Raw genomic sequence first — 18,059 nt, forward strand, 5'->3', positions numbered from 1 at the left:
TCAATCGCGGAGCACCGCCGTTCCCCGGTCGAGCACCACGACGTCGCGCTCGATGACGCGTGAGCGAAAGCGGATTTGGCCACCGACGGAGAGGAATTCCGTTCGGATAGTCTCTCCTGGAAAGACCGGACGACTGAAACGGGCCGATAGCGAGAGAAGACGTTCGGGGCGGCCATCGGCGAGGGTGGCGACGACCGCGCGCGTTGCGATTCCTAGCGTGCACAGGCCGTGGAGGATCGGGCGGTCAAAGCCGGCCCTTGCGGCGGCGTCGGGATCGGCGTGTATCGGATTGTAGTCGCCGCTCAGCCGATAGATCAGTGCACTTTGGGGCAGCGTCGCAATGTCCTGGGTCCGCGAGGGGGCCTGTTCCGGAAGGGCGGTAGGCTCGGCCGGGACATTGCCAAAGCTGCCGCAGCCACCGTCGCCGCGCAGAAACAGCACGCTGTGAACCGTCGCCAATTTCAGTCCGCTGACGGCGTCGTCGAGTGTCTTGACGAGGTGAAGGATCGCGCCTTTTCCTGCACCCTTATCCGCCACGCTGACAATCTCATAGCTGGCTCTCACCGTGCCTTCGGCCGGCATCGGAGCGTGAATTTCGAAGTGCTGCTCACCGTGCAGGAGCTTTAGCCAATCGATGCCGAGCTCGGGCCGTTTCGCCCAGAACCCGGGATGAGCGAGGACACAGCAGATCGACGGCACGGCCTTGAGATTTGCCTCATAGACGAAATCGAGCTGCGCCGGGTCGAGTGGATCGGAACCAAAGCCGAGGCCGAGCGCGTATAGCATGGTGTCGCGACGGGTATAGCTCTGCGTGACTGGCTCAAAACGGAAATTTCGTACGGCTTCGAGGTTCAAGATGTCCTCCCATGCTGGCGAGTCCCGATTCATCGGCGTGCGGTTCGAATGGCAGTTGCAATCATGCTCCATCACATAGTACACAAGCGTACTAATTCGCGAATGGCGACGCAATGGGAGCGGAAAGGGAGAGCGCCGTGAAGTGGGATGCTGGCCATTCAAGTCGGGCGGCCCGTGTCGCGAGCCTTTGCAGGCGGCTTTTTGGCGGCCCCGGAGGTCGCGACGCCGTCCGGGCCGCGGCGGTGATCCTGGTTGGTCTGCACGCAAGTCAGGCCGCGGCTGGAGAGAAGCGATATGGACCGGGTGTCACCGACACCGAGATCAAGATCGGCAACACGTCGCCCTATAGCGGCCCGGCGTCCGCCTTCAGCATGGTCGCCAAGACCGAGGAGGCCTACTTCCGCAAGGTCAACGCAGAGGGTGGCATCAACGGCCGGCGCATTGTCTTCCTGTCATACGACGACGCCTACTCGCCGCCGAAGACGGTCGAGCGGACGAGGCGGCTGGTCGAGAGCGACGAGGTTCTGCTGGTCTTCAACGCGCTCGGCACCGCGGCCAACTCGGCCGTGCAAAAATATCTGAACGTCAGGAAGGTGCCGCAATTGTTCGTGTCGAGCGGAGCGGCCAAGTGGAACGATCCTCAGAACTTCCCCTGGACGATGGGATTTACCCCAAGCTACGAGACCGAGGGCTACATCTGCGCAAGATATGTGCTGCGGGAACGGCCGACGGCGAAGATCGCGATCCTCTTTCAGAACGACGACTTCGGAAAGGACTACCTCAGGGGGATCAGGAAGGCGCTTGGCGACAAGGCCGCGTCAATGATCGTGGCGGAGGAAGCCTTCGACGTGTCGGAGCCGACGATCGATTCGCACCTCGTCAAGCTGAAGGCGACCGGCGCGGACGTGTTGTTCGATATCGCAACGCCGAAATTTGCGGCCCAGGCGATCAAGAAGGTGTCGGAACTCGGCTGGAAGCCGCTGCATCTTCTCAGCTATGTCTCGGCATCGATCGGCAGCGTGATCAAGCCAGCAGGGTTCGAGCATGCGCAAGGCCTGATCTCGGCAGCCTATTTCAAGGATCCGAACGACCCTGCTTGGGCGGACGATTCCGGCCTCAAGGAGCTCAACCGATTTCTGGACGGCTATTTTCCCGGCGCTGATCGCAGCGATACGCTGATCGTGAACGGCTACAACACGGCGCAGGCGCTCGTCCATTTGCTGAAGCAGTGTGGCGACGATCTCACGCGCGAGAACGTGATGCGGCAGGCGGCCCAGCTGAAAGAGGTCGAACTGGGCATGCTGCTTCCCGGCATCCGCTTGAATACGTCACCGGGCGATTTTGCCCCGGTGAAGCAATGGCAGTTGATGCGCTTCGATGGAGCCAACTGGCATCTGTTCGGCGACGTCATGAGCGGCGAAACGAAGAATTAGGCAGGGAGACGACAAATGGGACGACTATGTGCCGGGCGAGTTGCGATCGTGACGGGTGCCGGCCGCGGGCTCGGTCGCCAATACGCGCTGATGCTGGCGGAGCAGGGCGCCAAGGTTGTCGTCAACGATCTCGGCAGCACGGCAGCAGGTGAGGGCGCCGATCTCTCGCCCGCTCAAGAGGTTGTCGATGAGATCAGGCGCGCCGGCGGCGAAGCCATCATGAACGGCAGCGACGTCAGCAACTGGGCCGGCGCCAAGGCGCTGATCGATGCCGCCATCGACGCTTTCGGCCGGCTCGACGTTCTCATCAACAACGCGGGTATTCTGCGGGATCGCATGATGGTCAACATGACCGAGGCGGAATGGGACGCGGTGATCAAGGTGCATCTCAAAGGTACCTTCGCCCCGTCTCACCACGCCGCGCAGTACTGGCGCCAGGAAACCAAGAAGCAGGGAGCGCCGGTCAGCGCCCGCCTGATCAATACCTCGTCGGCCTCCGGATTGTTCGGCAATGTCGGCCAGAGCAACTATGGGGCTGCGAAGGCCGGTATCGCCGCCTTCACCATCATCAGCGCGATGGAGCTCCGCCAATACGGCATCACGGTGAATGCGATCGCGCCGCGCGCGCAGACCCGCATGACCGAAGGATTGCGTGAGCGCACCGAGGAGGAGATCAAGCGACGGAATCCGCGTTGGGTCGCGCCGATCGTGGTCTGGCTCGCGAGCGAAGAGTCAAAAGACGTGACTGGTCGCGTATTCGAGGCCGGCGATGGGATTCTCAAGGTCGCAGAGGGCTGGCACGCGGGCCCGGGAATTGACCCGGTCGAGGATCCCAACGAACTCGGCCCTCAGGTGGCGAAACTGATGCAGGAAGCGCGGCCCAACGCCGATATCTGGGGGCGCGACATCGTCTCATGAGCTTCCCAAGGACTCCTCCCGGAGCACCTCGGGCGGGTGGCTGGCCTCAGGCCGCCGCCCGCCGTTTTTTCCGGGTTTTGGACCGCGGCGCCTCTTCCTCCTCGTCCTCGCCGCTCTCGGTCTCCGTGCCATCCGACATGGCCAGAAGGTTGTGCTTCATCGCAAGGAGGGCCTCCGAAGCGGCTTCCAGCTGCTTGCGGTCGATGCCGTTGACGATCCTTGCATTGAACTTGTCGGTTTCCTTCCGGAGCTTTTCGAGGAACCCGCGGGCCTGCTTGGTGACATAGACGCGCTTGATCCGCCGGTCGACCGGATCGGCCTGCCGTATCACGAAGCCCGATGTCTCCAACCGGTCAATCAAGGCCCCGACGGCGACCTTGCCGACGTCGAGCTCGTTGGCGAGCTGCACCTGGGGAAGGCCGTCCTTGCGCGAAATGAACGCCAGGACCCACCATTGCGAGCGTGTGATCCCGAGCGGCGCGAGCGCGCGATCGAACATCATCCTCCTGAGCCGCGATACGTCATGGATGAGATATCCAAGCCGAAGATCCCAATCGGGCTGTTCAACCATCGATGTTTCCCTTGAGGCGAGCCGGAGGCAGAGGTTCAACTAATACCATACACCAGCGTATTTTAAAGGAAAGGTCGCTGGATCGGGCGGAAATCCCCCGATTTACTTGGCGGAGCGAGGATTTACAAAAGAAGTACGCTAGTGTATTAGTTTTTGCAGGGTGCCGGTCCTTTGGACGTAGAAGCGCCCGCCTGACGGGAAGCCGATCGCAGGAAGGAAGTGCCCATGTTCGATGCTGCTGTGCTCAAGGGAAAGCGCATCCTGGTTACGGGCGGAGGGACTGGCCTCGGCAAAGAGATGTCAGTCGGTTTCGCCGCCCACGGCGCTCACGTCTACATCTGCGGGCGGAGGAAAGAGGTTCTCGATCAGGCCGTGCGCGACATCGCCGAACGGTCAGGGGGAACGGTCTCCGCGCTGCTTGCCAACGTGCGTGATCCCGACAGCATAGAGGCTATGATGTCCAGCATCTGGGCGGAGGGGCCGCTCACCGGGCTCGTCAACAATGCCGCGGCCAACTTCCTCGCCCCCACTGAAAGCCTCTCGCCGCGCGGCTACGAGGCGGTCCGCTCCACGGTGATGGATGGCTCGTTCTATGCCTCGCTTGCCTGCGGCAAGCGGTGGATCGCCGCGGGCCTCCCAGGCAGCATCATCAGCAATCTGGTCACCTGGGTGTGGACCGGATCGGCCTATGTAGTGCCCTCGGCGATGGCGAAGGCCGCCGTGCACGCCATGACCATGTCGCTCGCGGTCGAGTGGGGACCCAAGGGGATCCGCGTCAATGCCATCGCGCCTGGCCCGTTCCCGACTGAGGGGGCGTGGGACAAGCTCAATCCGCTCGCCGAGACGGGCGTCGGCGCGACCCAGGCCGAGGAGGTGCCGCTGCGCCGTTTCGGCAAGATGGATGAGCTGCGCAATCTCCTGATCTTCCTGATGTCGGATGGCTCAAGCTACATCACGGGGGACACGATCAGCATCGATGGCGGGCATCATTTGGCCGCGCCGAGCACTTTTGCGGGGCTTTCAAAACTCTCGGCGACCGACTGGCAGCGTGCGCGCGAAGCCATTCAAGCGTCGGTCCAGAAGGAGAAACAGGCGCGCTCGATCTGAGCTTCTGGCGGGCGGGATTTGAATGCATCGAAGGGAAGAGCCGATGGGACTGGCCATATCGACCAAGAGCTTTGAATGCACCATCGACGGTGGTCTTGCCCATATCGCTCTGGATCAGCCCGCCCGTGGCAACCCGATCGATGGTGACTTCTGCCGCGAATTCGGCCTGGCGATTGCTGAGCTGAGCGAGCGTGCCGACGTGCGGGCCGTGCTGCTATCCGCCCGTGGGCGATTGTTCAGTGTGGGCGGCGACCTGATGGCGCTGGTGAAGCAGGGCGACGCGCTGCCTGCAACGATCAAGGCCTGGACCGCCGATCTTCACGTCGCGCTCGCAAGGATGGTGCGCATGCGGTCCCCCGTTGTCGCAGCAGTTCATGGCAACGTCGCGGGCGGCAGCGTATCGCTGATGGCGGCCGCGGACCTCGTGGTGATGGCGGAATCGGCGAAGATCTCGGCTGCCTTCTCCAGGATTGGCTTCAGCCCGGACAGTGGGTCGACCACGACCGTTACGCGGCGCATCGGCGTCGCGCGCGCAAGGCGGTTTTTCCTGCTCGGCGAGACGCTCGATGCTGCGACGGCGCTGTCGCTCGGATTGGTTGATTTCGTCGTTCCGGATGCTGCGGTGCGGACCGAGGCTGCGCAGCTCGCAAAGGAATTTGCGGCAGGCCCGACCGAGGCGTTTGGCGCGATCAAGCGTCTGTTTTCGCAAACGGCCGATCGGTCGTTCGAGAGCCAGCTCGAGGAGGAGGCGCAGACGCTCGCCGCGATGTCGCGAACGGCCGATGCGCAGGAAGGCGTCAGGGCCTTCGTCGAGAAGCGAAAGCCGGTGTTTTCCGGACGATGAATACCGCCGGAAGCGACAATTCGACCATTGGCACCAAATCGTACGCTACAGTAACGTATCATAACGAATGAATAGTCCGGCAATGAGCCGGAAAGGACACCAGTAGAGGGAGAAATGATCGTGGTCGCGGCCCTACGAGACACGTCTCATGCGAACTTTCGGCAAGCCGGCTACTGGCTGGACAAAACCGTCGATCAGCTTCTGACGGAAGCCGTTGCGAGAGCTCCCGACAAGGTCGCGATGGTCGCCGACCGCGCCGATCGCGACCAGGCCCCGCGCTTCACCTATAGGGAGCTGGATGATCTCGCCAATCGGGCCGCGAGTTCGCTGCTGCGGCTCGGCGTCGGGCGTGGCGATGTCGTCACCGTGCAATTGCCCAATTGGTGGGAGTTCGTCGTCACAGCGTTCGCATGCAGCAAGATCGGCGCGGTCATGAATCCGGTGATGCCGATCCTGCGCGAGCGCGAGCTGGTCTACATCCTGAACTTCTGCCAGGCGAAGGTTTTCATCGTACCGAAACGCTATCGCGGCTTCGACTACGCGGCGATGGCGCAGGGCATGCGCGCCGAGCTGCCGCATCTGAAGCACGTGATCGTTGCCGACGGCGAGGGCGAGACTGGTTTTGAGAGGATGCTGCTATCAGCCGACGCGGGCGAGCTCCCGCCCGGCTTGCGCCCGGACGACATGGCCGTGCTGATGTTCACGTCGGGCACGACCGGCGAGCCCAAGGGCGTCATGCACACGTCGAACTCACTGATTGCATGCTGCAAGGCATTGTCGGGCCGGTTCGGTCTTGATTCCAGCGACGTGCTGCTGGTGGCCTCTCCGGTCGGCCACATGACTGGCTATGCTGCGATCGTCCTGTTGTCGGTCTATCTCGGCGGCACGATGATCCTTCAGGACATCTGGGAAGCCAAGCGTGGCGTCGGCCTGATGGCTCGGGAAGGGGTCACCTATACCGCGGCGTCGACGCCGTTCCTGAGCGACATCTGCGAGGCCGTGAAAGGTGGTTCGCCGCAGCCGAAGAGCCTGCGCTCCTTCCTGTGCGGCGGGGCGCCGATTCCGTCGGCTCTGATCGAGCGTGCGGCCGGTGAACTCGGTCTCAAGGTCTGCTCGCTCTGGGGCATGACGGAAGTGTTGTCGGGGACGCTGACAGAACCGTCACGCGCGGCCGACAAGTCGGCGAGCACGGATGGCCGATCGCTGGAGGGAATGGAAGTCAGGATCGTCGACACCGAAGGCAATCCGGTGCCTGCGGGCGAGCCGGGTCGATTGCTGGTCCGAGGCGCCCAGATGTTCAAGGGCTATTACAAGCGGCCGGAACTGCCGACCTTCGACGGCGACGGCTGGTTCGATTCCGGCGACCTCGCCTATATGGACAAGGACGGATACATCCGGATCTCCGGACGCGTGAAGGACATCCTGATCCGTGGCGGCGAGAATGTGCCGGTCGTCGAGATCGAAAACCTGCTCTACAAGCATCCCGCGGTTTCCGCCGTCGCGGTCGTTGGTTTTCCGGATGCCCGGCTCGGCGAACGTGGCTGTGCATTCATCGTGCCTCGCAGCGGCAGCACGATCGACCTGACGGCGGTACAGGCCTATCTCGGCGAAGCGAGGATGGCGAAGCAATTCTGGCCGGAACGTATTGAGCTTGTGGCCGAGCTTCCGCGCACGGCCAGCGGCAAGATCCAGAAATTTAGACTGCGCGAGCTTGCAGCGGCGTTTGCCGAAGCAAAGTAGGCTATTGGTCGGAGTAGGTCGGAGTCCGTCGCTCGCGAAACGCGGCGACTGCTTCCGCATGATCATCGGTTTCGAGGAGGATGACCTGCTGCCGGTCCTCCATCATCAGCGCCGCATCGAGGCTCGGCGCGTCGATCAGCGTGTTGAGGGCCTGCTTGGTCATGCGCAGCCCCATCGGCGACACGCGCAACATATCCTCGGCGAGCGCGAGGCCCTTGGTGAGAAGATCTTCGGCAGGAACGACGTCGCTCACCAGCCCGATCGCTTTCGCCCGTTCAGCCTTGAGGAAGCGGCCAGTAAGAAGAAACTCGGAGGCCACCGACAGGCCGACCAGGCGCGGCAGCAGATAGCCCGAGCCCATGTCGCAGCCTCCGACGCCGATGCGGATATAGGCGGCGTTCATCCGCGCGTCCGGCGTCGCAAAGCGGACGTCGCAGGCGAGCACGAAGGAGAATCCGGCGCCGCATGCTGCGCCGTGGACGAGCCCGATGATCGGCTGCGGACACGACCGCATCAAGCGGATCACGCCGGAATAGTTCTGCTGCATCTTGAGCTGACGTTGAGGGCGGCCCGTGCCGGGTGCGGCAAACGCATCCGATCCGAGCTCGGCGCCGGCGGAGAATTGAGGCCCGTTGCCGCGAAATAGCACGACGCGCGTCGTCGGCCGGTCGTGCAGGCCGGAGAAATAGGCGGTCAGTTCCGCGATCATGTCGGGGGAGACGGCGTTGAGCTGGGCCGGCCGGTTCAACGTCAGGATATCGATCGCGCCGCGGCTCTCGACGGTGATGGTGCTCGGCTGCGTCATGGGCTCGCTCTCCATCGTTGATTGTCTTTGATGGCAGATAGTAATAAAGTGTACGATCATGGAGTGCAATGCCGTCCTCGCAGCGAGAACGGCCAACGATACGACCTTCAAGGGAGACAGGAGATGCCATACCAGTCCGTGTTCAGGCCGGACCTGTTCGAGGGGCAAACCATCATCGTGACCGGTGGTGGCAGCGGGATCGGGCGCTGCACCGCTCACGAGCTCGCGGCCCTTGGCGCGAACGTCGCAATTCTCGGCCGTACCATGGAAAAGTTGGTCGAGGTCCAGCGCGAGATCGAGGACGATGGCGGACAGGCGATGAGCCATGCCTGCGACATCCGCGATGAGGCCATGGTGGTTGGCGCGATCGATGCCGTGCTCGCGCGTTATGGACGTATTGATGGCCTCGTCAACAATGCCGGTGGGCAATTTCGTGCGCCTTTGAAGACGATCTCGACCAAAGGGTTCGAGGCTGTCGTGCGCAACAACCTGACCGGCGGCTTCATCTTCATGCGCGAAGTCTATAATCGCTGGATGGAGGCCAATGGCGGGTCGATTGTGAACATCATCGCCGATATCTGGCATGGCTGGCCCGAGTTCGGCCACTCCGCGGCCGCCCGCGGCGGCATGCTCACCTTGACCGAGACGGCCGCGTGCGAATGGTCATCCTCAGGCGTCCGCGTCAATGCGGTCGCCCCCGGTGGCATCGTCTCCAGCGGGTTCGATACCTACACGCCGGAGATGCAGAAGAAGCTGCATGACTTCACTGCAGGCGTGCCGCTTCAGCGCTTCGGCACGGAAGCCGAGATATCGGCCGCAATCACCTACCTGCTGTCGCCGGCGGCCGCCTATATCACCGGATCCTGCGTCCGCGTTGATGGCGGCACGCCGAATGCCCGCACGACATGGAAGCTCGAACCGCACAGCCGCAGCCTGCCGTTCGAAGGCTTCCATCGCGCGAAACTGCCCGAGGTGATGAAGCGGAAGGCCAGCGCGTAGCGGCCCGCCGCCGAAAGCGCGATGAGATTGGGGTGAATCGTCATCGCGCTTTAGGTTGTTGTTTGAGCATGATCTTTCCGGAAAACCGCTTCGCACTTTTCCGGATCATGCTTTAGTCCACCGCGATGATCAGCTTGCCCTGGTTCTCACCGCGGTAAAGCCGTGCGATCGCGCCGGGGGCGTGCTCCAGTCCCGGGAGGACCTCCTCATCGTGGACGATCTGGCCGGCAAGCGCGAGCTCGGCAAGGCGCGCCGCGGCGGCGTCGAATTCCGCGAGATGATCGAAGATGATGAAGCCTGACCAGCGCAGCCTGCGCGTGAGGATCTCACGTTCGGGGCGCGGGCCGGTCGGGACGGGAGTCCAGGACGCGTTCGCGGCCGTGCCGCACTGGATAATGCGTCCACGCAGCCGCATGGTCCGGATGGCGGCATCGGCGATTGCGCCGCCGGTGTTGTCGAAGAAGATGTCATTGCCATCAGGGCACGCCGCGCGAATGGCCGCGCCGAGGTCGCCAGCCTCGCGGTAGTTGATCATGTCCTGATAGCCGTAGCGGGCCTTGGCTTGTGCCATCTTGTCGGCGGAGCTGGTGAGCCCGACGGCGCGGCATCCGGCAATGCGTGCGAGCTGGCCGACAAAGCTTCCGACGCTGCCGGCAGCAGTCGACACCAAGACGTGCTCGCCGGGCTTGGGATCGCCGAGGCCGTGAAAGGCAAGATAGGCGGTCAGGCCGTTCATGCCGAGTACGCTGAGATTGGCGCTGAGCGGGAGGGCGGACGGAACGACGCGCCGCAGAACGGCGTCGGGTGTGGCGACGCAATAGCGCTGCCAGCCAAACCATCCATAGACGAACTCGCCTGCGCGAAGCTCCGGCACATTGCTTTCGATAATTTCCCCCACGGCCAGCGCGCGCATCGGCGTGTCGAGTGGCACGGGGGCGCTATAGTTCCCCTCATCATTGGCCCACCCGCGCTGCGCCGGATCGACCGAGAGATAGCGGTTTTCGACCAGGATCTCGCCTTTGCCGGGTCCGGCCACGGGCTCCGTCATGAGTGAAAAATGCTCGGCTTGCGGTATCCCACGTGGCCGGGCCGTCAGCCGAACCTGTCGATTTTCGCGGGCGGACATGAGCGATCCTCATAATTAGTACGCTTGTGTACGATATGAGTATACGGTAGAACTTGGTCGGGAGACAAGGACATCGCGGCGGCTGCGGGCCGCCTCACCCTCCAAATAGATGACAAGAGGCAAGCAATGGCGGGGCTCTATTTCGAGCAGTTCTCGGTCGGACAGACCTTCGTTCATGAAATCCGGCGCACCGTGACGGACATGGACAACATCCTGTTCTCGTCGCTGACCTACAATCCGGCGGCGGTCCATATCGATCACGACTACGCCAAGGGCACCGAGTTCGGGAAGCCCTTGATGAATTCGATCTTCACGCTCGGCCTGATCATCGGACTATCGGTTCAGGACACGACGCTGGGAACCACCGTCGGCAATCTCGGAATGGAGGACACCAAATTTCCGCGGCCGGTGTTCGCCGGTGACACGCTGCGAGCCGAAACCAAAGTCGTTGCCGTCAGGGAAAGCAAGTCGCGTCCGACGCAGGGCATCGTGACGTTCGAGCATCGCGGCTTCAATCAGCGCGACGAGGAAGTGGTTTACTGCCGCAGGAGCGGGTTGATGATGCGGAGGCCCGCATGAAGCTCCGCTCGCTGCTCTTTGTGCCTGCCGATAGTGAACGCAAGTTCGCCAAGGCGGACGGCATCGGCGCCGATGCGCTGATCCTCGACCTCGAGGACTCCGTGGCCCCGGGACGCAAGGCTTTTGCGCGAGGTGCCGTGAAGGATCTGTTGGGCGGCGGGCCGCGCAACTGGTCGTTCCTGGTCCGCATCAATCCGTTCGGGACGGGGCTCACGCTGGAAGACCTGGCGGCGGTGGTTCGTCCGGGTCTCGATGGTCTCCTCATCCCGAAGGTCAACGGCATCGAGGACGTCGACCTCGTCTCGCACTATGTCGATGTGCTGGAGGTCGCGACCGGTATTCCGCCGGGGCACGTCAAGCTGTTGGTTGTTGCGACCGAAACACCGGCCGCCATGATCGGGTTCAACGGCTACGCGCGCAAGAACGAGCGGCTGGTTGCCATGACCTGGGGGGCGGAAGACCTGAGCGCGGCCCTGGGCGCGCTCACGAACAAGGAGGCGGACGGCAACTGGACCTTCCCCTACCAGGTGGCGCGCGCGCAATGCCTGTTCGCCGCGGGTGCAGCCGGCGTCGCCGCGCTGGATACGCTCTATGCGGACTTCAGGGATCAGGATGGCCTCGCCGAAAGCTGCCGGCTGGCGCGCCGCGACGGTTTCGTCGGCCGCGTCGCGATCCACCCGGCTCAAGTCGCGACCATCAATACCTGTTTCACGCCCTCGGATGCCGATCTCGCGCATGCACGTCGCGTCGTCGCGGCGTTTGCCGCGGCGCCTGATGTCGGCACGGTCGGGATCGACGGGAAGATGTACGACATTCCGCATCTGGTCGCAGCGCGGCGCACCCTGGCGTCGGTCGGGGAGGGACATTCGAATGGATAGCAGGTCATTTTCCAACCAGCTCGACGTTCCGGAAGATCACGCCGCAATCCGCGAAGGCGTGCGCGCGGTCGTCACGCGGTTCGATGACGAGTACTGGCTGGCCCGCGACGACGACGGCGAGTTTCCCCGCGAGTTCCATCGCGCCATGGCGGACGCCGGCTGGCTCGGCATCACCATGCCCGAGGAGTATGGCGGTGCAGGGCTCGGCGTCACCGAGGCCGCCATCATGATGCATGAGGTCGCGAGCCATGGCGGCGGGATGACGTCGGCGTCGGCCGTGCATATCAACCTGTTCGGGCCGCATCCGATCGTGGTGAAGGGGACTGACGAGCAGAAGCGCCGCTGGGTGCCGCGCCTGGTGTCGGGCGAGGACCAATGCTGCTTCGGCTTCACCGAGCCGGATGCCGGACTGAACACTACCCGTATCAAGACCTTCGCCGAGAAGGTCCCCGGTGGTTATCGCGTGCACGGACAGAAGGTCTGGACGTCCACGGCACAGATCGCGAACAAGATCATGCTGCTGACGCGGACGACGAAGTTCGAGGACTGCCAGCGGCCGACCGATGGCATCACCATCTTCTATACCGATCTCGATCGTTCCAAGATCGAGGTGCGGCGTATTCCCAAGATGGGCCGCAGGGCCGTCGATTCCAACGCCATCTTCATCGATGGCCTCTTCATCCCCGACGCGGATCGCATTGGCGAGGAAGGCAAGGGCTTCTCCTATATCCTGCACAGTCTCAATCCCGAGCGCATCCTGATCGCGGTCGAGGCGATCGGAATCGGGCAGGATGCGCTGCGACGCGCAACTCGCTATGCCAAAGAGCGGGTCGTGTTCGACCGTCCGATCGGCCAGAACCAGGGCATCCAGCACCCGCTGGCCGAGAAATGGATGTACCTCGAGTCGGCTTGGCTGATGGCGATGCGCGCCGCCTGGCTCTACGATGCCGGAAAGCCGTGTGGCGCCGAGGCCAACAGCGCCAAATTCCTCGGTGCGCGTGCGGGGCATGATGCCGCCTGGCAGGCGATCATGACGCATGGCGGCTTCGGTTATGCCAAGGAGTATCACGTCGAGCGGCTGTTCCGCGAAGTCTCGATCACCCGCCTTGCACCGATCACCGAGCAGCTCATGCTGAGCTTCATCGCCGAAAAGGTGCTCGACCTGCCGAAGAGCTACTGAACGCGCGCATCAGAGACTGCGGGAGATCAACTCCCGCATGATCTCGGACGTGCCGCCATAGATCCGCAGCACGCGTGCGTCCGCAAACAGGCGGCAGATCTCGTATTCGCGCATGAAGCCATAGCCGCCGAAGAATTGCAGGCACTGGTCCACCAGTCGCCCGTGCATTTCGGTGACCCACAGTTTTGCGGTCGAGGCGGCGTAGGTCGTCAACTCTCCACGAACATGCTGGGCGAGGCACTGATCGACATAGGCCCAGCCGACCTGAAGGTCGGATTTGAGGTCCGCGAGCTTGAAGCGCGTGTTCTGATAGGAGCCGATCGCCTGTCCAAACGCCTTGCGCTCAAGGACGTAGGCCCTGGTGATGTCGAAAGCCTTCTGCGCTGATGCGATCGAGTGAAGGGCGATCGTCAGGCGCTCCTGCGGCAGCTCGCTCATCAGCGCAGCCATCGCGCCACCCTCCGAACCGAGCAAATTGGTTACGGGAACGCGGACCTGATCGAAGAAAAGCTCCGATGTATCGGAAGAGAGATGACCGAGCTTGTCGAGGTTGCGACCGTGGCGAAATCCGGGCCGATCGGTTTCGACGAGGATCAGGCTCATGCCGCGCGATCCGACGTCCGGATTGGTGCGCGTCACGGCGATGACGAGATCGCACATCTGGCCGTTCGAAATGAAGGTCTTCTGACCGGAGATGACATACTCATCGCCGTCGCGCACGGCACGCGTGCGAATGCCCTGGAGATCGCTGCCGGTCCCGGGCTCGGTCATGGCGATGGCGCAGACGATCTCTCCCGAGACCATGCGCGGCAGCCATTTCTTCTTCTGCTCTTCCGTGCCGTAGCTCAGGAGATACCCGCAGCAGACGTCGTTGTGGACGGAGAAGTCGGTCGCCGGACCCGCAAAGCCCGAATAGGCGAGTTCTTCGATGACAACGGCATTGTGCCGGAAATCGCCGCCGATGCCGCCGTACTGCTCGGGCACCTGGGGGCAGAGCAGGCCGGCTTGGCCTGCCGCCGGCCACAATGCGCGATCGATGATCCCGGCCTTCTCCCAATCCTGGAAGTGCGGCGCGATCTTCGCGGCGGCGAATCGCCGGACGCTTTCGCGCAGAAGGGTGTGCTCTTCGTCGAATACGGGGCGATTGGGCAGCATGTCCGTCGGCCACGATTTGAGGGTTGGAAGCGTTGAGAGTTTAGAAGGCGACCTTGTCGCCGCCCTTGAGCTGAAGGATTTCACGCGCTTCGTCGGCACTAGCGATCTCGAGCCCGAGTCCTTCGATGATCTTGCGCACCTGCGTCACCTGCGCGGCATTGGTCTCGGCGAGGCGGCCTGCGCCGAGCCATAGGCTGTCCTCGAGCCCGACGCGAACGTTGCCGCCCATCGCCGCTGCCACGGCCGCAACCGGCATCTGCGCGCGCCCGGCGCCAAGGACCGACCAGCGGTAGTTGTCGCCGAATAACCGATCCGCCGTTCGTTTCATGTGCATGACGTCGTCCGGATGCGAGCCGATGCCGCCGAGCAGTCCGAAGCACGTCTGGATGAAGAGCGGCGCCTTCACCAGCCCCTCCGTCCAGAAATAGTGCAGATTGTAGAGATGGCTCGTGTCGTAACATTCGAACTCGTAGCGCGCGCCGGAGCTGTTTAGCGTCTCCAAGGCGTAGCGGATATCCTTGAACGAGTTGCGGAAGACGAGGTCGTGAGAGCCCTCCAGCATCTGCGGCTCCCACTCATATTTGAACGACTTGTACCGCTTCAGCATCGGAAACAGGCCGAAGTTCATCGACCCCATGTTGAGGCTCGCGACCTCCGGCTTCCAGGTCGCAGCCGGACGCACACGCTCCTCGACCGTCATGTACGGCGAGCCGCCCGTCGTCAGGTTTACGACGACGTTGGAGCTCTGCTTGATCACGCGCAGGAACGGCTCGAACGCCTCCGGCGACTGATCCGGCCGTCCATCGGCCGGATTGCGCGCGTGCAGGTGCACGATCGCGGCCCCAGCCGCCGCAGCGCCGAGCGCGGCCTCGGCGATCTCAGCCGCGGTCACCGGCAGATGCGGTGACATCGTCGGCGTATGGATCGATCCCGTGACCGCGCAGGAGATGATGACCTTGTGGGGCGCCATGAGCGGCCTTTAGCGCGCAAATTTGTGGAAGTCCGGGTCGCGCTTCTCGTTGAAGGCCGCGACGCCTTCCTTCGATTCCGCCGTGTCGTAGAACAGCTTTACGGCGTGGAGCGCGAAGTTGCTGATGCCGCGGATATTGTCGGAATCTGCGTTGAAGGATCGCTTCGCCAGCGCAAGCGCGGTCGGCGAGCGCTGCGCGAGCTTGTCGGTCCAGTCCTTCACGGCGGCATCGAGCTGCGCCATGGGGACGACCTTGTTGACGAGACCCATCTCGCGCGCCTGTTCGGCGGTATAGCGCTCATTCAAGTACCAGATCTCACGCGCTTTCTTGTCGCCGACATGACGGGCGAGGAAGGCCGTTCCCCAGCCTGCATCGACTGAGCCGACCTTGGGGCCGACCTGGCCGAACTGGGCGTGCTCTGCGGCGATGGTGAGATCGCAAAGGGTTGCGAGCACGTTGCCGCCGCCGATGGCAAAGCCATTTACCCGGGCGATCACCGGTTTCGGTACGTCGCGGATCAGGCCCTGGATCTCGTCGATCGGCAGGCCGACCACGCCGCGGCCGTCGTATTGGCCTTCATGGGCCGATTGATCGCCGCCGGTGCAGAACGCCTTCTCGCCGGCGCCGGTGAGCACGATGCTGGCGACGTTGCGGTCGTTGCCGGCGAGCTGGAAAGCCTGGATGAGCTCGTCCAGCGTCCGCGCGCGGAATGCGTTGTAGACCTTCGGACGGTTGATGATGATCCACGCGGCGCGATCGCGGATTTCGTAGATGACGTCGGTGAATTCTTTGGGATCGGTCATGGGATTTCCTCGCGCAGGTTAGATCATGTTCATTCCGCCGGAGACGGAGATGGTTTGCCCGGTGATGAATTTGCCGTCATCGGAGGCAAGCATCGCGACGATTCCGCCGTAGTCCTCGGGCTCGCCCATGCGACGCAGCGGGATGCCTCTGAGCATGGCATCCTTCCATTTCACCGCGTGCTCGCCTTCGCCCAGCACCGCGGCCATCATCGGCGTGTTGGTGGGGCCGGGGCAGACGGCATTGAGCAGGACGTTCTTCCGCGCCAGCTCGCGCGCCAGCGACTTGGTAAAAGAAATGAGTCCGCCCTTGCAGGCGGAGTAGACGGCCTCATCGCTGGTACCAACGCGCGCCGCATCGGATGCGATATTGACGATCCGGCCGCCGCCGCGCTCGGCCATCAACGGTGCAATCGCCTTGTGGGTATTGAGCGGCCCATAGAGGTTGATGCGGATGATCTTGTCCCACAGCTCACGATCGGTCTTCAGGAACGGCATCGGCCGGTCCCACCCGGCATTGTTGACCAGGAGCCAGATCGGCCCGAGCTCGGCCTCGACCTTGGCGACCGCGGCGTTGACAGACTCCGCATCGCCCACATCGACGGCATAGGTCTTGATGACGGCCTGCGGTGCGAGCTTTGCGGTCTCTTCGCCGCCTTGCGGGTTGATGTCGAAGATCGCGATCTTGCAGCCCTCTTCGGCCAGCCGCAGCGTTAATCCTCGTCCGATGCCCTGTCCGCCGCCGGTCACGACGGCAACTTTTCCCGATAGGCCCTTCAACGTCGATCTCCCTTGTCGTTTGTCGTTTCTTTGGCGGCCTTCGATGGGCCGAAGGCGTCGGCCCTATGAGGCGGACCCGTTCTTCTGAATGTCGTATCCGCGCTGCGAGTACATTTGTCGCGCGATGATCGTCTTCATGATCTCGATCGAGCCGCCGGCGATCTTGACGACGCGTGCGTCGGCATAGGCCCTCGCGATCGGATACTCCCACATATAGCCCCAGCCACCGAACAGCTGCAGACACTCGTCGACCGTCTCGCAGTGCAGCTCTGACGTGAACATCTTGGCCATGGCGGCGTCGACGGGATCGAGCTTTCCTTCCATGAAAAGGGCGATGCACTTGTCGGTGAAGACGCGCGCGACGGCGGCCTTGGTCCTGAGCTCGGCCAGCTTGAATTGCGTATTCTGGAAATCGGCGAGCTTCTGCCCGAAGGCGCTTCTTTCCGAGGTGTATTGCAGCGTCCAGTCGATCACGGTCTCGGCAACGGTCGCCGACCGGATGGCTTGCGCCAGACGCTCCTGCGATAGTTTTGTCATCATCTGCGCAAAGCCCCGGCCTTCCGCGCCGAGCATGTTTGTGGCGGGAATGCGGACATTGTCGAAGAACAGCTCGGAGGTATCTTGCGCCCTCATGCCGAGCTTTTCCAGATTGCGGCCGCGCCTGAAGCCGGGCCGATTGCTTTCGACGATGAACAGGGTCACGCCCTTGGCGCCGGCCTGGCCGTCGGTCTTGGTCGCGAGCACGATGAAGTCGCACAGCTGGCCGTTTGAGATGAAGACCTTCTGGCCGTTGATGACGAACTCGTCGCCGTCGCGCGCAGCGCGGGTGCGGATCGCCTTGAGGTCGCTGCCGGCGTGAGGTTCCGTCATACCCAGAGAGCCGATGGCTTCGCCGGATACCATCTTCGGCAGCCATTTGCGCTTTTGCGCCTCGCTCCCGAAGGACAGAAGATAAGTCGCGACCAGGTCGGTGTGGATGAGAAAGCCGGGACCGCTGGCGCCGGCCCGCCATAGCTCCTCGAACACGACGACATCGAAGAGGTAGTCGAGGCCCATGCCACCATATTCCTCAGGGACAGTGCAGCAGAGCAGGCCGGCCGCGCCGGCCTTCAGCCACAAATCCCGCGGGACGATGCCGTCCTCTTCCCATTGGGCGTGAAAGGGCACGATTTCGCGCTCGACAAAGCGGCGGACCGTCTGCCGGAAAATCTCGTGTTCCTCGCGAAAGATCGTGCGTTCGATCATTGTCAAAGCGCTTCCTGTCTGATTTAGTTTGCTAGTGTACAGTATTTGATCGTGTCGTACAACTCGAAAAGAC

The 18,059-nt window shown here is 63.0% G+C and carries 18 protein-coding genes; 9 read left to right on the forward strand and 9 right to left on the reverse strand.

Translation table 11 applies throughout. The features are described 5' to 3' along the window. The gene (locus tag BRAGE_RS0103900) at positions 1-855 is read right to left on the reverse strand and encodes a MaoC/PaaZ C-terminal domain-containing protein (RefSeq protein ID WP_027564459.1); all 855 of its coding nucleotides are present in this window, start codon (positions 853-855) and stop codon (positions 1-3) included. A gap of 242 nt (positions 856-1,097) precedes the next feature. Between BRAGE_RS0103900 and BRAGE_RS0103905 the strand changes: the two genes are divergently transcribed. Beyond that, positions 1,098-2,288, forward strand: coding sequence for an ABC transporter substrate-binding protein (locus BRAGE_RS0103905; protein ID WP_027564458.1), 1,191 nt, complete (start codon positions 1,098-1,100; stop codon positions 2,286-2,288). A 15-nt stretch (positions 2,289-2,303) separates the two neighbouring features. Beyond that, positions 2,304-3,206, forward strand: coding sequence for an SDR family oxidoreductase (locus BRAGE_RS0103910; protein ID WP_027564457.1), 903 nt, complete (start codon positions 2,304-2,306; stop codon positions 3,204-3,206). 46 nt (positions 3,207-3,252) lie between these two features. Here the strand turns inward: BRAGE_RS0103910 and BRAGE_RS47725 are convergent, their stop codons facing one another. Then, on the reverse strand, positions 3,253-3,777 hold the full coding sequence (locus tag BRAGE_RS47725; protein WP_063617235.1) for a MarR family winged helix-turn-helix transcriptional regulator: 525 nt from the start codon (positions 3,775-3,777) through the stop codon (positions 3,253-3,255). A gap of 225 nt (positions 3,778-4,002) precedes the next feature. Here BRAGE_RS47725 and BRAGE_RS0103920 point away from each other — a divergent pair, with 225 nt between their 5' ends. The 3 genes from BRAGE_RS0103920 (at position 4,003) to BRAGE_RS0103930 (ending at position 7,468) form a co-directional block, all read left to right on the forward strand. Beyond that, positions 4,003-4,884: an SDR family oxidoreductase gene (locus BRAGE_RS0103920; protein ID WP_027564456.1), complete on the forward strand. Its 882-nt coding sequence runs from the start codon at positions 4,003-4,005 to the stop codon at positions 4,882-4,884. A gap of 43 nt (positions 4,885-4,927) precedes the next feature. Beyond that, positions 4,928-5,728: an enoyl-CoA hydratase/isomerase family protein gene (locus tag BRAGE_RS0103925; protein WP_027564455.1), complete on the forward strand. Its 801-nt coding sequence runs from the start codon at positions 4,928-4,930 to the stop codon at positions 5,726-5,728. Positions 5,729-5,842: 114 nt separating this feature from the next. Beyond that, a complete protein-coding gene (locus BRAGE_RS0103930; RefSeq protein WP_027564454.1) occupies positions 5,843-7,468 on the forward strand; it encodes an AMP-binding protein in 1,626 nt (541 codons plus the stop codon). Position 7,469: 1 nt separating this feature from the next. Here BRAGE_RS0103930 and BRAGE_RS0103935 read toward each other — a convergent pair whose 3' ends face one another. Next, on the reverse strand, positions 7,470-8,273 hold the full coding sequence (locus BRAGE_RS0103935; protein WP_027564453.1) for an enoyl-CoA hydratase/isomerase family protein: 804 nt from the start codon (positions 8,271-8,273) through the stop codon (positions 7,470-7,472). Positions 8,274-8,396: 123 nt separating this feature from the next. On the opposite strand from BRAGE_RS0103935, the gene BRAGE_RS0103940 reads away from it, so the two are divergent. Beyond that, positions 8,397-9,272: an SDR family oxidoreductase gene (locus BRAGE_RS0103940; RefSeq protein WP_027564452.1), complete on the forward strand. Its 876-nt coding sequence runs from the start codon at positions 8,397-8,399 to the stop codon at positions 9,270-9,272. A 112-nt stretch (positions 9,273-9,384) separates the two neighbouring features. On the opposite strand, the gene BRAGE_RS0103945 is transcribed toward BRAGE_RS0103940, so the two are convergent. Beyond that, positions 9,385-10,398, reverse strand: a complete 1,014-nt coding sequence (locus tag BRAGE_RS0103945) for an NADP-dependent oxidoreductase (RefSeq protein ID WP_027564451.1) — start codon at positions 10,396-10,398, stop codon at positions 9,385-9,387. 126 nt (positions 10,399-10,524) lie between these two features. Between BRAGE_RS0103945 and BRAGE_RS0103950 the strand changes: the two genes are divergently transcribed. Genes BRAGE_RS0103950 through BRAGE_RS0103960 form a run of 3 tightly spaced genes read left to right on the forward strand, consistent with a single transcriptional unit; the run spans position 10,525 to position 13,035 of the window. Beyond that, positions 10,525-10,977 (forward strand): MaoC family dehydratase, encoded by a 453-nt coding sequence (locus tag BRAGE_RS0103950; RefSeq protein ID WP_027564450.1) that lies wholly within the window; start codon positions 10,525-10,527, stop codon positions 10,975-10,977. Continuing rightward, complete coding sequence (locus tag BRAGE_RS0103955) at positions 10,974-11,855, forward strand: HpcH/HpaI aldolase/citrate lyase family protein (protein ID WP_027564449.1); 882 nt, start codon at positions 10,974-10,976, stop codon at positions 11,853-11,855. Before BRAGE_RS0103950 ends, BRAGE_RS0103955 begins: the two co-directional genes overlap by 4 nt. After that, entirely contained in the window at positions 11,848-13,035 is a 1,188-nt protein-coding gene (locus BRAGE_RS0103960; RefSeq protein ID WP_051377680.1) for an acyl-CoA dehydrogenase family protein, read from the forward strand. The genes BRAGE_RS0103955 and BRAGE_RS0103960 overlap by 8 nt, the downstream gene beginning before the upstream one ends. A 9-nt stretch (positions 13,036-13,044) precedes the next feature. On the opposite strand, the gene BRAGE_RS0103965 is transcribed toward BRAGE_RS0103960, so the two are convergent. The 5 genes from BRAGE_RS0103965 to BRAGE_RS0103985 form a co-directional block, all read right to left on the reverse strand. Then, the gene (locus tag BRAGE_RS0103965; RefSeq protein WP_027564447.1) at positions 13,045-14,190 is read right to left on the reverse strand and encodes an acyl-CoA dehydrogenase family protein; all 1,146 of its coding nucleotides are present in this window, start codon (positions 14,188-14,190) and stop codon (positions 13,045-13,047) included. A 40-nt stretch (positions 14,191-14,230) separates the two neighbouring features. Then, positions 14,231-15,160 (reverse strand): 3-keto-5-aminohexanoate cleavage protein, encoded by a 930-nt coding sequence (locus BRAGE_RS0103970; protein WP_027564446.1) that lies wholly within the window; start codon positions 15,158-15,160, stop codon positions 14,231-14,233. 9 nt (positions 15,161-15,169) lie between these two features. After that, positions 15,170-15,964 (reverse strand): enoyl-CoA hydratase-related protein, encoded by a 795-nt coding sequence (locus tag BRAGE_RS0103975; protein ID WP_027564445.1) that lies wholly within the window; start codon positions 15,962-15,964, stop codon positions 15,170-15,172. A gap of 18 nt (positions 15,965-15,982) precedes the next feature. Next, positions 15,983-16,741 (reverse strand): SDR family oxidoreductase, encoded by a 759-nt coding sequence (locus BRAGE_RS0103980; protein WP_027564444.1) that lies wholly within the window; start codon positions 16,739-16,741, stop codon positions 15,983-15,985. A 63-nt stretch (positions 16,742-16,804) separates the two neighbouring features. Continuing rightward, positions 16,805-17,986, reverse strand: a complete 1,182-nt coding sequence (locus tag BRAGE_RS0103985; RefSeq protein WP_028146198.1) for an acyl-CoA dehydrogenase family protein — start codon at positions 17,984-17,986, stop codon at positions 16,805-16,807. Positions 17,987-18,059 lie beyond the last annotated feature (73 nt).

It is taken from the genome of Bradyrhizobium genosp. SA-4 str. CB756 (genome assembly GCF_000473125.1).
Lineage (GTDB): Bacteria > Pseudomonadota > Alphaproteobacteria > Rhizobiales > Xanthobacteraceae > Bradyrhizobium > Bradyrhizobium arachidis.

Bases quoted from the DNA above. Each gene is read 5' to 3' on its own strand.
- BRAGE_RS0103910 (WP_027564457.1), top strand. From the start codon at position 2,304: ATGGGACGACTATGTGCCGGGCGAGTTGCGATCGTGACGGGTGCCGGC.
- BRAGE_RS47725 (WP_063617235.1), bottom strand. From the start codon at position 3,777: ATGGTTGAACAGCCCGATTGGGATCTTCGGCTTGGATATCTCATCCAT.
- BRAGE_RS0103920 (WP_027564456.1), top strand. From the start codon at position 4,003: ATGTTCGATGCTGCTGTGCTCAAGGGAAAGCGCATCCTGGTTACGGGC.
- BRAGE_RS0103925 (WP_027564455.1), top strand. From the start codon at position 4,928: ATGGGACTGGCCATATCGACCAAGAGCTTTGAATGCACCATCGACGGT.
- BRAGE_RS0103930 (WP_027564454.1), top strand. From the start codon at position 5,843: ATGATCGTGGTCGCGGCCCTACGAGACACGTCTCATGCGAACTTTCGG.
- BRAGE_RS0103935 (WP_027564453.1), bottom strand. From the start codon at position 8,273: ATGACGCAGCCGAGCACCATCACCGTCGAGAGCCGCGGCGCGATCGAT.
- BRAGE_RS0103940 (WP_027564452.1), top strand. From the start codon at position 8,397: ATGCCATACCAGTCCGTGTTCAGGCCGGACCTGTTCGAGGGGCAAACC.
- BRAGE_RS0103945 (WP_027564451.1), bottom strand. From the start codon at position 10,398: ATGTCCGCCCGCGAAAATCGACAGGTTCGGCTGACGGCCCGGCCACGT.
- BRAGE_RS0103950 (WP_027564450.1), top strand. From the start codon at position 10,525: ATGGCGGGGCTCTATTTCGAGCAGTTCTCGGTCGGACAGACCTTCGTT.
- BRAGE_RS0103955 (WP_027564449.1), top strand. From the start codon at position 10,974: ATGAAGCTCCGCTCGCTGCTCTTTGTGCCTGCCGATAGTGAACGCAAG.
- BRAGE_RS0103960 (WP_051377680.1), top strand. From the start codon at position 11,848: ATGGATAGCAGGTCATTTTCCAACCAGCTCGACGTTCCGGAAGATCAC.
- BRAGE_RS0103965 (WP_027564447.1), bottom strand. From the start codon at position 14,190: ATGCTGCCCAATCGCCCCGTATTCGACGAAGAGCACACCCTTCTGCGC.
- BRAGE_RS0103970 (WP_027564446.1), bottom strand. From the start codon at position 15,160: ATGGCGCCCCACAAGGTCATCATCTCCTGCGCGGTCACGGGATCGATC.
- BRAGE_RS0103975 (WP_027564445.1), bottom strand. From the start codon at position 15,964: ATGACCGATCCCAAAGAATTCACCGACGTCATCTACGAAATCCGCGAT.
- BRAGE_RS0103985 (WP_028146198.1), bottom strand. From the start codon at position 17,986: ATGATCGAACGCACGATCTTTCGCGAGGAACACGAGATTTTCCGGCAG.